This window comes from Bradyrhizobium sp. USDA 4538, assembly GCF_024171045.1.
GTDB classification, from domain to species: Bacteria; Pseudomonadota; Alphaproteobacteria; order Rhizobiales; family Xanthobacteraceae; genus Bradyrhizobium; species Bradyrhizobium australafricanum.
This window is the reverse complement of the sequence record NZ_JALJZE010000001.1, coordinates 7,106,541-7,123,171: the sequence shown is the minus strand read 5'-3', so window position 1 is coordinate 7,123,171 and position 16,631 is coordinate 7,106,541. Positions and strand designations below refer to the sequence as shown.

At 61.4% G+C, this 16,631-nt stretch carries 13 protein-coding genes; 12 read left to right on the top strand and 1 reads right to left on the bottom strand.

What is annotated here, in order from left to right:
* Window positions 1–335: 335 nt before the first annotated feature.
* From J2R78_RS32535 to J2R78_RS32495, 9 genes are all read left to right on the top strand, one after another.
* Window positions 336–1,649, top strand: coding sequence for an ImpA family type VI secretion system protein (locus tag J2R78_RS32535; protein WP_253608163.1), 1,314 nt, complete (start codon window positions 336–338; stop codon window positions 1,647–1,649).
* A 128-nt stretch (window positions 1,650–1,777) separates the two neighbouring features.
* Complete coding sequence (gene tssB / locus J2R78_RS32530; protein WP_092082334.1) at window positions 1,778–2,305, top strand: type VI secretion system contractile sheath small subunit; 528 nt, start codon at window positions 1,778–1,780, stop codon at window positions 2,303–2,305.
* Window positions 2,306–2,322: 17 nt separating this feature from the next.
* Window positions 2,323–3,825 carry a type VI secretion system contractile sheath large subunit gene (tssC, locus tag J2R78_RS32525; RefSeq protein ID WP_057019596.1) on the top strand — a complete coding sequence of 501 codons (1,503 nt, stop codon included), beginning with the start codon at window positions 2,323–2,325 and terminating at the stop codon, window positions 3,823–3,825.
* Between the two features lie 52 nt (window positions 3,826–3,877).
* On the top strand, window positions 3,878–4,363 hold the full coding sequence (locus J2R78_RS32520) for a type VI secretion system tube protein Hcp (RefSeq protein ID WP_016843423.1): 486 nt from the start codon (window positions 3,878–3,880) through the stop codon (window positions 4,361–4,363).
* 68 nt (window positions 4,364–4,431) lie between these two features.
* Entirely contained in the window at window positions 4,432–4,980 is a 549-nt protein-coding gene (gene tssE, locus J2R78_RS32515) for a type VI secretion system baseplate subunit TssE (protein WP_253608162.1), read from the top strand.
* A 1-nt stretch (window position 4,981) separates the two neighbouring features.
* Window positions 4,982–6,949 carry a type VI secretion system baseplate subunit TssF gene (gene tssF, locus J2R78_RS32510; RefSeq protein ID WP_253608160.1) on the top strand — a complete coding sequence of 656 codons (1,968 nt, stop codon included), beginning with the start codon at window positions 4,982–4,984 and terminating at the stop codon, window positions 6,947–6,949.
* Window positions 6,913–7,977, top strand: coding sequence for a type VI secretion system baseplate subunit TssG (tssG, locus tag J2R78_RS32505; RefSeq protein ID WP_225160383.1), 1,065 nt, complete (start codon window positions 6,913–6,915; stop codon window positions 7,975–7,977). The genes tssF and tssG overlap by 37 nt, the downstream gene beginning before the upstream one ends.
* Before the next feature lie 96 nt (window positions 7,978–8,073).
* The gene (gene tssH / locus J2R78_RS32500; RefSeq protein ID WP_253608159.1) at window positions 8,074–10,710 is read left to right on the top strand and encodes a type VI secretion system ATPase TssH; all 2,637 of its coding nucleotides are present in this window, start codon (window positions 8,074–8,076) and stop codon (window positions 10,708–10,710) included.
* Between the two features lie 5 nt (window positions 10,711–10,715).
* Window positions 10,716–12,302, top strand: coding sequence for a class I SAM-dependent methyltransferase (locus tag J2R78_RS32495; protein ID WP_253608156.1), 1,587 nt, complete (start codon window positions 10,716–10,718; stop codon window positions 12,300–12,302).
* Window positions 12,303–12,358: 56 nt separating this feature from the next.
* Here the strand turns inward: J2R78_RS32495 and J2R78_RS32490 are convergent, their stop codons facing one another.
* Window positions 12,359–12,988, bottom strand: coding sequence for a hypothetical protein (locus tag J2R78_RS32490; RefSeq protein WP_141339674.1), 630 nt, complete (start codon window positions 12,986–12,988; stop codon window positions 12,359–12,361).
* Window positions 12,989–13,117: 129 nt separating this feature from the next.
* Here J2R78_RS32490 and J2R78_RS32485 point away from each other — a divergent pair, with 129 nt between their 5' ends.
* The 3 genes from J2R78_RS32485 (at window position 13,118) to J2R78_RS32475 (ending at window position 16,618) form a co-directional block, all read left to right on the top strand.
* Window positions 13,118–13,996: a hypothetical protein gene (locus tag J2R78_RS32485; RefSeq protein ID WP_057019602.1), complete on the top strand. Its 879-nt coding sequence runs from the start codon at window positions 13,118–13,120 to the stop codon at window positions 13,994–13,996.
* A gap of 126 nt (window positions 13,997–14,122) precedes the next feature.
* Complete coding sequence (locus J2R78_RS32480) at window positions 14,123–15,208, top strand: type II toxin-antitoxin system VapC family toxin (protein ID WP_253608154.1); 1,086 nt, start codon at window positions 14,123–14,125, stop codon at window positions 15,206–15,208.
* Between the two features lie 27 nt (window positions 15,209–15,235).
* Window positions 15,236–16,618, top strand: a complete 1,383-nt coding sequence (locus tag J2R78_RS32475; RefSeq protein ID WP_253608153.1) for a hypothetical protein — start codon at window positions 15,236–15,238, stop codon at window positions 16,616–16,618.
* Window positions 16,619–16,631: the final 13 nt, after the last annotated feature.

The following is a 16,631-nucleotide window of genomic DNA, read 5'->3' as shown; positions in this document are numbered from 1 at the left end:
CCTCGTTGACCGCACGAGCTGCGCAACCGGCGCATCGGGCGGTCAAGCACGAACGACCGAAATCCGAGCCGGCCATCGGTGGGATGGCCGGCAAGTCCGCTCGGTGTCACCTCTCCTGACGCGGCAACGCACCCGCCCGGGGAAGCCACTGCGGCACTCATGTAGTCGGTTCCAAGCGCTTGCTGGTTCACGGGAAACCGCCATCATCGCGGGAATGAACCGAGGCCGGCGTTGATCTGACCTACCAGTCAATCGGATCATGATCCCCCGCGTGATCCGCTAGATGTCATGGACCTGGCAGAGGGGCCAGGGGCCCGCAGACGGATCCTCTTTGCATGCTCGACGTCGTATCCCTGACCCAGCCCATCGACCCCGACGATCCCTGCGGGCCAGACCTCGATGCGGCCGGCGACGTCCAGTACCTGAACTTCTTCGCAGCTGCGGAATCGCTGCTGCCGATGTCGTATTTCGAGGTCGTCAACGCGAATGGAGAGCGCGGACGCTTCGACCCGAAGGCCATCGATATTGCCGGCCAGTTCGCCGCTGCGCAGCCCCTGTTGGCTCGCACCCGCGATCTGCGCCTGACCATGCTGCTCGCCAAGTTTTCCATCCTGAACCGCGATCTCGACGGCTTCCTCGGCTGCCTGCGGGCAACCACCCTGCTGCTCCGCGAACAATGGGAAGCGGTTCACCCGAGGGGCGAGGACGGCGACTATGCCTTTCGTGCCGTCACCATCGAGGCGATCGACGTGTTTCCGACGGTGATCAACCCGCTCCAATTCCTCCCCCTGATCGAAAATCGAAGGCACGGCAGCCTCAACTACCGTGCCTATCAGATTGCCAAGGGCGAAATTCCCGCCGGCGATGCCGATGTCGACACGCCAGATCTCGGAACCATCGAGCGCATCGTCAGCGAGACCGATCTCGACACCCTCAAGGCGGTGAGCGCCCGCTGTTCCGCGGTCGCTGCCGAGATCGCCGGCATCAAATCGGTTTGGCACGAAAAGTTGAACTCGGGGCAACCCATCAGTCTCGACCGGCTGGCGGGTGTCGCGAATGGCATGGCCGGCTGGCTCGCGACTCTGGTCGCTGCACGCGATCCGGCCGCAATTGCCCCGTCTCCGGACGAGACTGCTCAAGACGGCCCGCAGCCTCCGATCGAAATCGCCGGCGCAGTGATGTCACCCGGACAGGCGTCCGCGGCGCTGGCGGCGGCTGCCGACTATTTCGCTCGAAAGGAACCGTCGAGCCCGGCGCTGTTGCTGGTGCGGCAGGCGCAGGACATGGTTGGCAAATCGTTTATCGAAGTGATGCGGATGCTGATGCCGGCCCACGTCGAGAGCGCCGCCATCAATATCGGTCGCGACAAGGTCTTCGACCTGCCGATCGAGCGCATGGCGGAGTTCGCCACCTCGCTCCCATCCGCGGCCGAAAACGAGGCTCAAGACGCTGTTTTTGCAGCCGAAAACAGAGCCCAGGCGTTGGACCTGCTGAGCAAGGTCGCGTCGTTCTTCCGAGCCGCGGAGCCGTCCAGCCCGATCCCGTTCCTGGTCGATCGCGCACGCGAACTCTCACAGCGAGACTTCCTCAGCCTGCTGAACGAAGTGCTGCCCGAGGGCGCTCTGAAGGCGATCGACAAATCGAATTGAACCCGCCTTCCGTTCGACGGGACTAACTGAACGGAAGGAAGCTCCGCCGACGAAAGACCGAGGCACTTCCCTGCCTGCGTCGTGCAAGTCGGCTTCCGCAGAGATTTTTTTGTGAAGAGGGCAACCCAATGGCAACCGACAGCGGTCAAAAATTCATTCGCCGAAACCGCGCACCGCGCGTGCACATCACTTACGAAGATCCCTACGATGCCGAGCGGCTGATCGAACTGCCGTTCGTCATGGGCGTCCTGTCCGATCTTTCCGGCAACAACCCCGGCATCGAGAAGACGAAGGTCGAGGAGCGCAAGTTCCTCGAGTTCGACATGGACAATTTCGACAACCGCATGGCGGCGATCCAGCCCGGCGTGACGGCGCGCGTCGCCAACCGTCTCAGCGACGGGTCCGACGAAAAGATCTCCGTCAACCTGCGCTTCAACAAGATATCCGACTTCACGCCGGTGGCGGTCGCCCGCCAGGTGCCGGCGACGGCCAAGCTGCTCGAAGCGCGTGAACAGCTCGCCAACCTGCTGCGCTACATGGATGGCAAGGTGGGTGCCGAGGACCAGCTGAAGAAGCTCCTCGCCGATCCTCAACTGATGGCCGCACTGCGCGAGCGCGCGACCAGCCAGTCCACCGAATCCGACAGCAACAGCTAAGGGAAGGAATGGGGACCATGGCAAAAGAAGCAATCCACAAAGAGACCACCGCCAAGGTCGGGACCGTCGAGGCTGACGAGTTCGCCGCCCTGCTGAAGCAAAGCTTCAAGCCGCGCACCGAACGTGCGGCGACCGAAGTCGAGAACGCGGTGTCCACGCTCGTTCAGGAAGCGCTGAAAGATACGAGCGTCATCAAGTCGGACGTGCTCGACACCATCGAGGAGATGATCGCGCGGATCGATCAGAAGCTGACCGCGCAGATGAACGAGATCCTGCACGCGCCCGAATTCCAGGCGATCGAAAGTGCCTGGCGCGGCCTCCACTACCTCGTCTTCAACTCCGAGACCGACGCCAACCTCAAGATCCGGGTGATGAACGTCTCCAAGAACGAGCTGTATCGGAACCTGCGGCTCTATCCCGATGCGCGCTGGGACCAGAGCCCGCTGTTCAAGCAGATCTACGAGTACGAATTCGGCCAGTTGGGCGGCGAGCCGTTCGGCTGCCTGATCGGCGACTACTATTTCAGCCACCTCCCCACCGACGTGCAGTTGCTCCGCGATCTCAGCAAGATCGCCGGCGCCGCGCACGCCCCCTTCTTCAGCGGCGCCGAGCCTACGCTGATGGGAATGGACTCGTGGACCGAACTGTCCAACCCTCGCGACATCGGCAAGGTGTTCGACACGCCGGAATACGCCGCATGGAAGGGACTGCGCGATCAGGACGACTCGCGCTATCTCGGTCTGTGCATGCCGCGCGCACTGGGCCGCCTCCCCTACGGCGCCAAATCGGAGCCGGTGGAAGAGTTCGCCTTCGAAGAGGAGACGGACGGGCACACCGGTGACAAATACGGCTGGATCAACGCCGCCTATGCGATGGCGGTCAACATCAACCGCGCCTTCAAGGAGTTCGGCTGGTGCACGCGCATCCGCGGCGTCCAGTCCGGCGGCGAGGTCATCAACCTGCCGACGCATACGTTCCCGACCGACGACGGTGGCGTCGACCTGAAATGCCCGACCGAGATCGCCATCAGCGATCGTCGCGAGCACGAGCTTGCAAAGGCGGGACTGATCCCGCTGATCCATCGCAAGAACACCGACAAGGCCGCCTTCATCGGCGCCCAGTCGCTCTATAAGCCGAAGAAGTATTTCGGCGACAAGGGCGTGGATGCAACCGCGTCCGACAACCTGTCGTCACGCCTGCCCTACATGTTCGCAGTATCCCGCTTTGCGCATTATCTGAAGTGCATGGTTCGCGACAAGATCGGATCCATGAAGGAAAAGGATGAGCTGACGGTCTGGCTGCAGACCTGGATCAACGAATACGTTGATGCCAATCCGGCCTTGTCGTCAGAAGCTCAGAAAGCGCGCAAGCCGCTGGCCGCTGCGAAGGTTGAGGTCATAGCAAACGAGGAGAACCCGGGATATTACAACGCGCGCTTCTTTCTCCGTCCACACTTTCAACTGGAAGCGATGGACGTCGGTCTCAGTCTCGTTTCGCGCCTGCCAGGCCCGAGCTCCTGACGCCGCGCTATTGCAACCGTCACTCATCAGAGAATTTTGAAAGGGCTATGCTATGGCTGTCGACATCTTTTTGAAACTCGATCCGATCAAGGGCGAGTCGCTCGACGACAAACACAAGGACGAAATCGACATTTTGAGCTGGTCGTTTGGCGAGAGCCAAAGCGGCACGTTCCACAGCGGGTCGGGCGGCGGCGCCGGCAAGGTCGCGGTTCAAGACCTCCACTTCACGCACTTCGTGGACAAGGCGACGCCCGAGCTTTTCAAGGTCTGCGCCAATGGAAAGCACATCGACAGCGCCATCCTCACGGTACGCAAGGCCGGTGAACACCCGCTCGAATATCTCAAGATCGAGATGAAGCACGTTCTGGTCTCGAGCGTCTCGACGGGCGGATCGCACGGCGAGGATCGCCTCACCGAAAACGTCAGCCTGAACTTCCAGAAGGTCAAAATGACCTACAAGACCCAGACGGAAAAAGGCGGCGCCGGCGCGTCTCCGGTGTTCGGATGGGACGTTGCGGCCAACAAGGAATGGGCCTGATCGCAGGCTTCCTGCCCGGCGCCGGTTGTCCATAGCGGCAATCGGCGCCGGCTGTACGGGGACCGTCAATGACCGTTACGCCAAGGAAGGATCGGCTCTCTCCGCCATTGATGCTGGCCTTTCGTGCGGCTCATGACGCGCGCGATGCGCGCAAACCACTCGAACTGCGCGATCAGTTCGGTGAGCGAGTCATAGCGGGACGGCGCAGCGCCGGTCGATTCCCGATCTCGGAGACGCTGCTAAGGCGCGAGGTTTCGCAGGACGTCGAAACTCTCCTCAACACCATTGCCCTCGAATCGACGCTTGACCTGACGGGTCGCAGCTGCGTCCGCACCTCGATCTTGAACTATGGTTTCCCCGATATCGCAAACCGTTCGATCGACGAAGTCACCGACGAGGAGCTCAGCGATGCCCTGCGCATGTCGCTGACGACTTACGAGCCGAGACTCGATCGCAAGTCCATCCGGGTGCGGCGCGACACCTCCGTGGGCCCCGAGCAGCTCAAGCTGCGCTTTGTCGTGCATTCCGACCTGAAGTGCGAACCGCTCAACGTCCCCGTGGAATTCGTCGCAGACGTCGACCTCGACAGCGGCGATATACAGATCAACCGATTATAGCATGAACCGCGAATTCCTCGACTTTTACAATCGTGAACTGTCGCTGCTGTACGAGCACGCGGAAGGTTTTGCCGAGGAATATCCTGGTATCGCCGAGCGCCTCGGCGGTCTGGTCCGCGACCGCTCGGATCCGATGATCTCAGGCCTGCTGGAAGGCGCTGCATTTCTCGCCGCCCGTGTCCAGCTCAAGCTCAAGCACGAGTTTCCGGAATTCACGGCGAACCTGCTTGAGCAGTTGGTTCCGAATTATCTCGCGCCAACTCCGTCCGCCATGCTGGTCAGGATTCAGCCGACCTACGCCGATCCGGCATTGCGCGACGGCAAGAAGATTGCGCGGGGCGCCTATTTCGACGCGAACTATCGCGAAAGGGAACGGAGCCTCGCCTGCCGATTCCGGCTTTGCCGCGATATCGTGCTTTGGCCTTTTGACGTCACCGGCGCCGAATATTTTGCGACCGCGGGCGCGTTGCAGGCCCTCGGGATTCCAGTCGGCGGAGAAGTTATCGCTGGGCTCAGGCTCTCCTTGACGCACCGTACCGCCGCGCGGCTCGACGAGGAGCCGGCGGACGCCGAGACTCGCAACAAACCGGAGACCTGGTTCGCCGGCTGCCGCACCAGCGAACTGCCCATCTACCTGACCGGCGCCGAGTCGGATGCCATCGCACTCTACGAGCAACTGACCTCGAACTGCGTCGGGCTCTATTTTCGCTATCTCGACGATTTCGGCGATCCGGTCGTCATCCGGGCTCCGAACGACTGTGTGCAGCAGGTCGGCTTCAGCGAGAACGAATCCCTGTTTCCGAACGACAACCGGGTCTTTCGCGGCTCGGAGTTATTGCGGGAATATTTCGTGTTTCCGCGCAAGTTCCTTGGCGTCAATCTGACGCAGCTTCGCGCTGTGATGCCGCGGTTGCGCAGCAAATCCATCGATATCGTCTTCGCGTTCGATGAACACAACTCGCGTCTCGCCGCCTCGGTCCGGGCGGATACGTTCAGTCTCTACACCGCCCCGGCGATCAACCTGTTCGAAAAGACCAGTGATCGCATCCCGATCAAGTCGAACACCTACGAATACCACGTGGTGCCCGACCGAAGCCGCTACCTCGAATACGAGCCGCACCAGGTGCTGGAGGTTTACGCGCACTTTCCGGCGGAAAAGGACAAGCGGCGCGTGCGTCCGCTGTACTCCGCCGCCGTCGACAGGACGGCCGGATCGGTCGAGGGACTTTATTACACGGTTCGTCGGCTGCCGCGGCGGCGCACCGTCGAAGAGAAGACCTATGGCGCGGCCTCGGACTATACCGGGACGGACATGTTCCTCTCGCTGCTCGAGCCCGGCGACCCGAGCGGCGACGGATCCGCCGCCGAGCTGAGCGTCCGCGCGCTGTGCTCCAACCGGCATCTCACGGAACATCTGCCGGTCGGCCAGGGCGGAGCCGACTTTCGCCTGCTGGACGACACCTCGCTCGAGCTGATGTGCATCGCCGGCCCCACCCGACCACGCGAGCCGGTGGTGGCGCAGTTGCGCAGCCGCAGCGAAATCGCCAATAGCGGCGTCGTCAGCTGGCGCCTGATCAACATGCTGAGTTTGAACTATCTCGGCCTCGTGGAACGCAGCGGCGGCAAGAACGCCGGAGCACTGCGGGAGATGCTGTCATTGTTCGCCGACCAGTTCGACGACGCGACGGAGCGAAAGATTCGTGGTGTGCGCAGCGTCGAGAGCAGGCCCGTGGTGCGGCGGGTGCGTGAGCGTACCGGCAGTGGCGCAGCGCGCGGCCTGGAGATCACGGTCACGCTTGACGAGAAGGCATTCGAGGGCAGCGGCGTGTTCCTGCTCGGGGCTGTGCTGGAACGCTTCTTCGCCGACTATTCAGGCTTCAACACCTTCACCCAGACCGTCATCTCGACCCCGGAGCGCGGCGAGATCATGCGTTGGCCGGCCCGCATGGGCACCCGGAGGCCGCTGTGACGCTGATCGACCAGATGAAGGCCGAGCCCTGGCGGTTCGATTTCTTTCAGACGCTCCGCCAGCTCGAGCGATGCAATCCGGATCGACCGCGGATCGGCGACAGTGCAGCGCGTCGCGAGGAGTTTGTCGACCTCGGTCAAACCCCCTATCTGGAATTTCCCGCCTCCAATCTGAGCTCGGTCGACGATCGTGATGGCAGGCTCAAAATTCTGGTCAAATTCCTCGGCCTGCTCGGACCGCAGGGCGCGCTGCCGCTGGCTACCACCGATGAGAGCGTCGGCTGGCAGTTGATGCGGGACGACGCTTTCCCCCGTTTTCTCGACCTGCTGAACGGACGCTTTCTGCAGTTGTTCTTTCGAGCCTGGGCAGACGCACGGCCGATCGCCCAGCATGATCGGCCATCCGACGACCGCTTCATCGCTTATGTCGGCTCCTTCGCCGGCCTCGGCTCCGATATTTTTGCCAATCGGGATACCGTGCCTGACATGGCGAAGCTGAGCTTCGCCGGGCTGGTTTCACCGAGAGCGAAATCCGCATCACGACTGGCGCGGCTGCTGCAAGGGCTGTTCGATGTCAGGGTCGAGATCGACGAGTTCGTCGGCACGTGGCTCCCATTCGACCCAAGCCATTGCAGCCGGCTCGGCGGGACGCACGCCAAGCTTGGTCACGACGCGCTCCTGGGCTCGCGTGTGTTCAGCGTCGAAGACAAGATCAGGGTTCGCGTGTTCGTGAAGGATTTTGCTCAATACGAGCAGTTCCTGCCCACCGAAGCGCCGAACCTGTCCGAGCCCCTGGCTGACGCCGTCTACTTCTACATCGGCGACGAACTCGAGTGGGAGGTGGAACTTGCCATTCCGGCGGGAGCGGTTGTCCCGATGAAGCTCGGGCAGAGCGGACGCCTTGGATGGACCAGCTGGGTTTCGCCGAACTGGGCCTCGACCGAGGAGTATCGGCGCGATGCACGCTTTCACCTTGCCGAGCGTCTCAGAGCCCGGCGCAACGCTGCGACTGATCAGCAGCCGATTTGAACCTAAGCATCGCTCCGATTGTCCTAACATCATGGGAATTCGAGCCGATTTCCGCGACGACCCGGCATCGTCCGGGATTGAGCAGGAGGCGCCATCGTGACCGACATCAGCCTTGAGGCCGTGACTGGCAAACTGAACCGGGCCGGCTACGACGCCTTCATACAATCCCTTCGCCACGCCAAGAGCGTCAGCAACCGTAACGTGGAGCTTGCGCACTGGCTGTTTCACATCCTGCAACAGGAGCGGACCGACCTCAGCCTGTCGGTGGATCACTACAAGCTCGACCGCGCGCGGCTGCTGTCGGACCTCGCGGGCGTCATCAACGGTTTCCGCAAGAACGAAACCGACATGCCGGGCGTCGCCAATTCGGTCATCGATATTCTCGACCGTGGCTGGCACTACGCCACGCTGTTCTTCGGCGAGACCCAGATCCGCACCGGACATCTCCTGGTCGCCGGATTGAAATCGAACGAGATCCGTCGTGCGCTCAACAACATCTCGCAGGAATTCGCCAAGATAAATGTCGACGCATTGGCTGCGGAGCACCGCGCCATCTGGGCAGGCTCCGAGGAGGAGACCATGCGTCCGATGGACGGCTCCGGATTGGCCGGTGCCGGTACTGACGGTACGGACCGGGCGAATCCCAAGGGGACGACGCCGCTCGACCGGTTCTCCCAGGATCTGACCGCCAAGGCCAGATCGGGCCAGATGGACCCGATCCTCGGTCGAGACGACGAAATCCGCCAATTGATCGACGTGCTGATGCGCCGGCGGCAAAACAATCCGATCCTCACCGGCGAGGCCGGCGTCGGCAAGACTGCCGTGGTCGAGGGATTTGCCCAGCGCATTGCCGCCGGCGAGGTGCCGCCGCCGCTGCGCAACGTCAGGCTCTGCGCGCTGGATATCGGCCTGATGCAGGCCGGTGCCTCGATGAAGGGCGAGTTCGAGCAGCGCCTGCGCTCGGTGATCGACGAGGTACAGAACTCGCCTACCCCGATCATCCTGTTCATCGACGAAGCGCACACGCTGATCGGGGCCGGTGGCGCCGCCGGCACCGGCGACGCGGCCAATCTCCTCAAGCCTCCCCTCGCCCGCGGCACGCTGCGGACCATCGCCGCCACCACCTGGGCAGAGTATCGCCAGTACATCGAAAAGGACCCCGCACTCACACGGCGCTTTCAGCCGATCCAGGTCGATGAGCCGGATGTCGAGACCTGTTGCATCATGCTGCGCGGTCTCCTGGGCCCGATGGAGAAGCACCACGGCGTTCGCATTTCGGACGCCGCGATCGTGACCGCGGTCAACCTGTCGCATCGCTACATTCCGTCCCGACAGCTGCCGGACAAGGCGGTCAGCCTGCTGGACACAGCTTCAGCACGGGTAGCCATCAGTCAAAGCGCGACGCCGGCCCTGATCGAGGACGCTCGCGTCGCGATCGCGGCCCGCGAGGCCGAACGATCAGCGCTGGTCAGCGACGGCGATCTCGGGGACGAGAACAGCGAGCGCATCACCACAATCGACGGCGACATAGCGACGCTGAAGGCCAAGCTGTCCGGCCTGGAGGCCGACTGGGCCAAGGAACAGGAGCTCGTCAAGGACATCCGCAGCATTCGCGAAATCCTCTCCGAGAACGGCGACGAAGATCGAGCGACGAAGCGCGTCGAGTTGCGCGGCAAGTTCGAGACACTGGAAGGCATCAATCCGGAAAAGCGGATGATCTATGCCCATGTCGACCAGCAGTCGGTGGCCTCTGTCGTGTCCGACTGGACCGGTATCCCGACCGGCAGAATGATGCGCGACGAGATCGAAACCGTCCTGAAGCTACCCGAAATTCTCAATCGCCGCGTGGTCGGCCAGTCCCACGGGCTGACGATGATTGCGAAACGAATCGAGACCAGCCGCGCCAAGTTGGACAACCCGTCCAAGCCGATCGGCGTTTTCATGCTGGCCGGACCGTCCGGCGTGGGTAAGACAGAAACCGCCCTCGCGCTTGCCGAAACCCTTTATGGCGGCGAGCAGAACATGATCACGATCAACATGTCGGAGTTCCAGGAGGCCCATACGGTCTCGACCTTGAAGGGCGCACCTCCGGGTTACGTCGGCTATGGTGAAGGCGGCCGGCTCACCGAAGCGGTCCGGCGCAAGCCCTACAGCGTTATCCTGCTCGACGAGGTGGAGAAGGCCCATCCCGACGTCCATGAGATCTTCTTCCAGGTGTTCGACAAGGGAGTCATGGAGGACGGCAACGGTCGGCGAATCGATTTCAAGAACACATTGATCATTCTGACCACGAACGTCGGCACCGATCTCATCATGAGCCTGGCGCGCGATCCGAAGTATCGCAACGAGCCGGAAGAACTCGCCAGGCTGCTGCGGCCGGAATTGCTGAAGGTGTTCCCTGCCGCGTTGCTTGGGCGCATCGTCTCGATCCCCTACTTTCCGCTTTCGGACGAGATGCTTGCCGGCATCGTCAGATTGCAGCTCGACCGGATCGGACAGCGCCTCCGCGATAATCACAAGGCTGCCTTCGGCTACGACGATGCAGTCGTCGAGCACATCGTATCCCGTTGCAACGATCCGGACTCCGGCGGGCGGATGATCGACAACATCATCACCAACACGCTGCTGCCCGAACTGTCGCGCGAATTCCTCAGCAAGTCTCTCGCCAAGGAGGAGGTCAAGCAGACGCGCGTCTCGATCGTGAACGACAAGTTTGCATATTCGTGGAACTGACTGCGATGAACATCCAGACCGAGCACCGCCAGCCGACCACCGGCACCACACCATACGATGAGGTGTATTATCCCGGGCATGTCTACGGGCTCACCCACCCGAACCATCTGGCAACGCTCGCTGCGGTCTACGGCATGCAGCCGGCTCCGGTCGAGCGCTGCCGGGTCCTGGAGCTCGGCTGCGGCGTTGGCGGCAATCTGTTGCCGATGGCTTTTCAATATCCGGACAGCGAGTTCATCGGTATCGACCTGAGCGGCGTTACGATCGAACGCGGACAGCGGAACATCGCCGCATTGGGCTTGAGCAACGTCAGGCTTCTGCATTGCGACATCATGGATGTCGACGCTGCCTTCGGACAGTTCGACTACATCATCGCCCATGGCGTGTATTCATGGGTACCACCGATCGTGCGCGAGAAGATGATGTCCATCTTCAAACGGAATTTGGCGCCACAGGGGCTCTGCTACGTCAGTTATAACGCGCACCCGTTCTCGCATCTTCGCGACATGGTCCGCGACATGATGCGCTACCACACCCGGCGCATCACCGGGATGAAGGAGAAAGTGGGACAAGCTCGCGCCATCGTGAAATTTCTCAGCGAAGGATCGAAGTCCAGCTCGGTGCACGGTACAGTCATGCGCGACCAGTGCAACCGCGTGCTCAAGGCTCCGGACGAGTTGCTTTTTCACGACGATCTCGATTCTGGCGCGACGGCGTTCCTGCTGCACGAAGTCGTCGAAGACGCCGGCCGACATGGGCTGCAATATCTGAGCGACGCCGATTTCTCACGACGCTATCTTGCCGGTTACACCGAAGAGGTCCGCGCCACGCTGCAGCGCTTTCCCGAAAGCGAGTTCATGGCGCGCGATCAGTATCAGGACTTCATCGACGGCAACGGGTTTCGGCGTACGTTGCTCTGCCACGAAGGCATCTCCCTTGACCGCAAGGTCGATCTCGACTTCATCACCGCCTTCTATCTGCTGAGCACCACCAGCCCACGTCGCCCCGACGCCTGCCTGACCGACGATTCCGAGATGGAATTTGAAAATCAGGACGGCAGCCGAATCACCGTGACCAATCCGCTCCTGAAGGCCGCACATCTTTGTCTCGGCCGGGCCTGGCCGCGCGCACTCTCGTTCACTGAACTGCTCGATGGCGCCCGGACGCTGCTGGAAGGCCGGCAAACAGCCGATGACCAACGGATATTGACGGAAGCGCTCTATATCCTGGCCTGCAGCGGCGAGGTCTCCTTTCTGAAATCACGGCCGTTTCTCGTGAAAGAAGTCACGGATTGTCCGCAGGCGAGTCTCCTCGCCCGCAGACAGGCGCAGAGCGGCCCGCTGGTCACCAATCTGCTTCACCAAACCGTGCAGTTGGAGGACGACAGGACGCGCCACTTTCTGCAACTGCTCGACGGCTCCCGGACGATCGAGCAAATCACAGCCGAAATGACTGAAACCTTCGGACCGACCATCCAGGTCAAGCAATTGGATGATGCCGGGCAGCCCGCCGAGCCGTTGCTGCTGTCAACCCGACAAAGCGTTGACCGTTCGCTGGCGACGGTCGGCAAACTGGGTTTGCTGGTGGCCTGAGGACGGGCGGCAAGGAGCCGGCCCGTCATTTTGTGGAGCGGACGCCCCACGTCCCATCAGCCGTCGTGGGTGTATTGTTGGCCGAGCAGCCACCCGGTGAGAATGCCGCCGGGTCCGCTGGCATAGACCGCGCTAAGGCCGACACCGGCGCGCAGCATCTGCCATTCATGCTCGCCGACCCAGGGAATGCCGGGATCACCCTTTTGATATTGCGACAGCAACGTTCGGGCGACTTCCGCGGCATTGGCGTAGATCGGGCCGTTCGCCCAGCGGGGTCGCGGCAGGCCCGTCATGCGGCAGTAGAGCGCGGTACAGACATAGGCGGACGCCTCCTCCGCATTGCCGTCAAGGCCAGTACGCAGCAGATCGTAAGCCGCATGCAAGGCCTCGTGGACGATATAGGCTTCGTCCATTCGCCCCGTCGCCGACACGACCTCCAGCGTATTCGCCGCGACGACCGTACCGTCCGCCCGGGTCCGCGCGACGTCGTTATATTGTGCCGCAACATTTGCCGCGAGGTCCGTCGGAACTCTGACGCTGACCTGTCCCAACCGGATCGCGCGAGCGACGTGATGGAACGTTTGCGGTGCAATCGTCACGTGGCTGCCACGGATCGGAAACCGGAAGCGAATGCGTGCGACCGCCGGGCCATTGAGTACGTCTAGCACCCTGCTCCGAAGTGACATCGGATCGTCCTTGCTGTTGACACTGCTCCACGAATGGTGGTCGGCGTTTCCGGTTGGGAGGTTCAGTTGAACCCGGCCCCGGCCGGATCAGACAAATCGGGGACTGGCTTTCACTCGGAGGGCAGCCCCGTGACGACCACCGACCCGACCACGACCGACACTTACCGCAAGATCGCGGCGCGGCTGACCATGCTCCGGCCGCAGATCGATCTGTCGAAATATTTCGCGGGGCCGAATCCCAATGTCCGCCTCTATGACGAGAAGGCCTATATCCGACGCCAATTGGAGAAGTATGGCGTCGCGGCCGCGACGAGCACGCTCGACGGCGTCACGTTCCTGCCCAAGGACTGGGAAGACCTGATCAAGACGCTGCGCATTGCCAAGACGTCGGACGGATTCGACGCCTTCGCCGAAGGCAAAAGCCCGGAGAAGCCGTCGCATTGGGCCCTCGATCTGTCGATGGCAGCCACAATCGGCAAGGGATTCCGGGAGATCTGGCGCCCAAAGCTATCCGACCGGCCGCTCTCGACGCGAGACCTTCCGGGCCGGCACGGCTTCGGGCTCGGGCGCGGCCGAGGGCAATGGAGCGACGACTATAGCGCGCAGTTCGGCAAGGACCCGCAGCCGCAGGACATCACGTCGCTGCATTTCGCGGTAGCGCCGGACCGGGTCAATGTTCACATCGACGAGACCGGCTTCGTGTTTGAGGGCGCAGACGGCGCCCTCACGGTCGGACCGAATTTCGGCCACCACGCCGTCAATGAACTGTTCTGGAAGAGCAATCCTCACCTGCCGCGCTGGGCGATCGATCACATCGACCTGATCCTGCCGAACAGCGCCAACGATTTTTCGCGATTTGGCGTTTCGGTCGACCTGTATCAACGCAAGGACTTGCGCGTCACCGTCACCGGCTCCTGCGGCATTTTCGGAGGATTCGAGTGCTCGGGAACGTTAAGCGTCAGTGGAACGCATGATCTGCTTGGCTCCAAGCCGAAAGGCGCGCGCTGACGATCGCATGTCTGCGATCGAGGGTGCGGCAGAGCCGCTTGAACCGGCGCTTCAGCAGACGCGACTGAGGGATAGGCTCGCCGACGCAAAATGCGTCCTACAGTTTATGCCAATGGTGTTGTTGCAATGGCGCCCTTAAAGCCCCCCGTCTGGCTCGATACCAATATTCTTATAGACATACAGAACGGGCAAAGAGCTGCGGCGAGCACCGCCGAGAAAGCGCTCAGCCGACGCTTCGAGAATGAAATTCTCAATCTGGCCAAGGACGGTCACGAGGTTCTGATCTCACCGCGGGTCAAGTTTGAATTTCTAAAGGGAGCGCGTGCTCAGTCCGGCGAAAAATTGCTCACTGACTTGCGGATCGTCGAAGACAAAATGATGACCCAGGTGCCCCGCGCGCAAGTTTGGAAGTGGGGCAATGAGGGTTTGAATCACGGGCTTTCCGCGTTCGATTCCGATGTTGTTGCCCAGGTCAGGGCAGGCGGAGTGGCTCGCGGCATCAAGAATCCGGTGTTGCTGACCAGGGACAGCGGAGGAACGCTCATTGCGATGCGCAGGAGAGGCGTTCAAGCGCTCGACTTCCGGGCACCGGAGGTGAGACTGAAGGTCCCGCGGAACACACCGACCCCGCCAGAGGTCCCGCCGCCGCCGGCAGGCTCCGTCGCTGGCGAACGATTTTGGAGCGCGGCCAAGGCCGGCTTCAAGGCGGGTTTAAAGGAGGCTTTCAAGGCCGAGAACATCGCTGCGATGATCCCCGATCTGGTCCTTATGGTGGCTGACAAGGTCGCGGCCCGAGAGGCACTCAAGAACATTCAAGTCAAGTTCATCAAGGAGGGGTTCGCAAAGGGCGTTGCAGCGGGCGTCATGGGTTGGTCCGAGGAGGAAGTTGCATCAAATCTGATGAACCGCATCACCGCGTTCAGAGTTCAAGGTCTGGAAGACCCTGCTGGCATCCTGACGCGCGCGACCATTCTGCAAGTGGCCGAAGCGTACGAAAACTATGCGGTGGTGATTGGATTTCAGTTCAGCTCTGCCAAGGACCTGAAATGGAAGCGCGAGATGGTCGCCAAGGGCTCCAAGATTCTGCATCAGTATGGATATTATTTCGGAACCGATCCGCAGGCGCTATTTGAGTACGAGTTCATCGACAAGCTAGCGTGGACGCTTCAGCCGACCACCAATGCGATAGTTGAACCCGCAATCCGCCACTGAAAACGATCATATTGCTGGTGATTGCTCATGCCGCAATTGAAAGACAAAGTCGGTCGGTTTGCCGCGACGGGTCGCAGCTGCCAGAACTGGAAGCAAGACCAGGAGCTGGTCATCTCGCTCCTCAACAAGATCGCCATTTCCGACGGAGGAGCCGAGACCACGCTCAAACCGCAAATGGTCGTGACGGGTCACGCCAGCGACAGCCTCTACAACTCGATCCTGTATTTCCAGCAGAAGAACTTCCCGGGCACGCCGGACGGCTATATCCGGCCCGGCGGGCCAACATTCACTCGGCTGGTCGACCTCGCGACAAAGGCAGCCGCCAAGCCTCCTCCTCCCAAGGGTCAATGGGACGGGATCGCGACGCCATCCGTCGATGCCGCACTTCGCAAGGGTCTGCTCGACGATTCCAGGCTGGACTACGCGGAAGTCGTCGACATCATCAGGGCGACCGTCACGGACGGCATGGTCACCGCATTCGAGCTGGACGACCTGACCACCATTGCAAACACCTCCAGAACGCTTTCTCCGACTTCGAAGAAACTCATCACGCTCTTCGTCGGCGACGAAAAGAAGAAGTGGCTCGGGGTTGGACCGTACGACCTCAACTCGGATCAAAAGAAGCTTGCCGCGGAGATGGTCTGCGATTTCCTCAAGAACACGAGGACCACGTTCTTTCCGAAGCTCGACCCGCACCGCGTCGGGATAGGTATTCTCAGGCGAATTGCGAAGCCGAGCCTCATAGATCAGGATCAAGCGAGCATGTGCGGTCCGTCCGCGCTGATGTTCAGCTACGCATCCGACAAGCCGGGGCAATATGCGCGGTTCGCCATCGATCTGTATCAGAAGGGGCAGGCAAACCTCGGCCGCCTGCTGATCAAGCCGGGAAAGGACGTGAAAAACTACACGCCGCCCTACTCGCTGGACCACGTCGATTGGCTGACTTGCGCCTCCATTCGCGACTCCGAAAATTGGTTCCTCGATTTTGACGACACCGGCAGAGTAAGCGACGTCGCGGGGATCACCTTGCCGAGCGAAATGGAGCAATGGTTCCGCAAGGCCGGATACCAGGACGTGCGCGAGGAGACCAATCTGAAATTCAGCAAAGGCATCGACAGCGTCAACGAAGCCAACGCCCTGCTCGCCAGTGGATACCGCGTATGCCTGTTCATAAGCGCCAACATGATCGAATATGACGACCAGTCGGACGAAGGCTCGGTGTTGACGCGGCACTGGGTCGTCTTGCGTGACAGGATACAAGTGTCGAATGGAAACGTGACGACAACGATCTTCACATGGGGCAAGGGAGATTACGCGATCCCGCATCCGGGCAAGGGTGGCGCTCAGAAGCCTCTCTCGATTGGGGACTTCCTTATGAATTATTACGGGTACATTGCTGCCAAAGCGTGAGCGGAGAACGAGC

What these genes read in the sequence shown, in the direction of transcription:
- J2R78_RS32490 (WP_141339674.1), bottom strand. Translation starts at nt 12,988, where the DNA reads ATGTCACTTCGGAGCAGGGTGCTAGACGTACTCAATGGCCCGGCGGTC.
- tssB (WP_092082334.1), top strand. Translation starts at nt 1,778, where the DNA reads ATGGCAACCGACAGCGGTCAAAAATTCATTCGCCGAAACCGCGCACCG.
- J2R78_RS32475 (WP_253608153.1), top strand. Translation starts at nt 15,236, where the DNA reads ATGCCGCAATTGAAAGACAAAGTCGGTCGGTTTGCCGCGACGGGTCGC.
- J2R78_RS32495 (WP_253608156.1), top strand. Translation starts at nt 10,716, where the DNA reads ATGAACATCCAGACCGAGCACCGCCAGCCGACCACCGGCACCACACCA.
- J2R78_RS32520 (WP_016843423.1), top strand. Translation starts at nt 3,878, where the DNA reads ATGGCTGTCGACATCTTTTTGAAACTCGATCCGATCAAGGGCGAGTCG.
- tssC (WP_057019596.1), top strand. Translation starts at nt 2,323, where the DNA reads ATGGCAAAAGAAGCAATCCACAAAGAGACCACCGCCAAGGTCGGGACC.
- J2R78_RS32480 (WP_253608154.1), top strand. Translation starts at nt 14,123, where the DNA reads ATGGCGCCCTTAAAGCCCCCCGTCTGGCTCGATACCAATATTCTTATA.
- tssF (WP_253608160.1), top strand. Translation starts at nt 4,982, where the DNA reads ATGAACCGCGAATTCCTCGACTTTTACAATCGTGAACTGTCGCTGCTG.
- J2R78_RS32535 (WP_253608163.1), top strand. Translation starts at nt 336, where the DNA reads ATGCTCGACGTCGTATCCCTGACCCAGCCCATCGACCCCGACGATCCC.
- tssE (WP_253608162.1), top strand. Translation starts at nt 4,432, where the DNA reads ATGACCGTTACGCCAAGGAAGGATCGGCTCTCTCCGCCATTGATGCTG.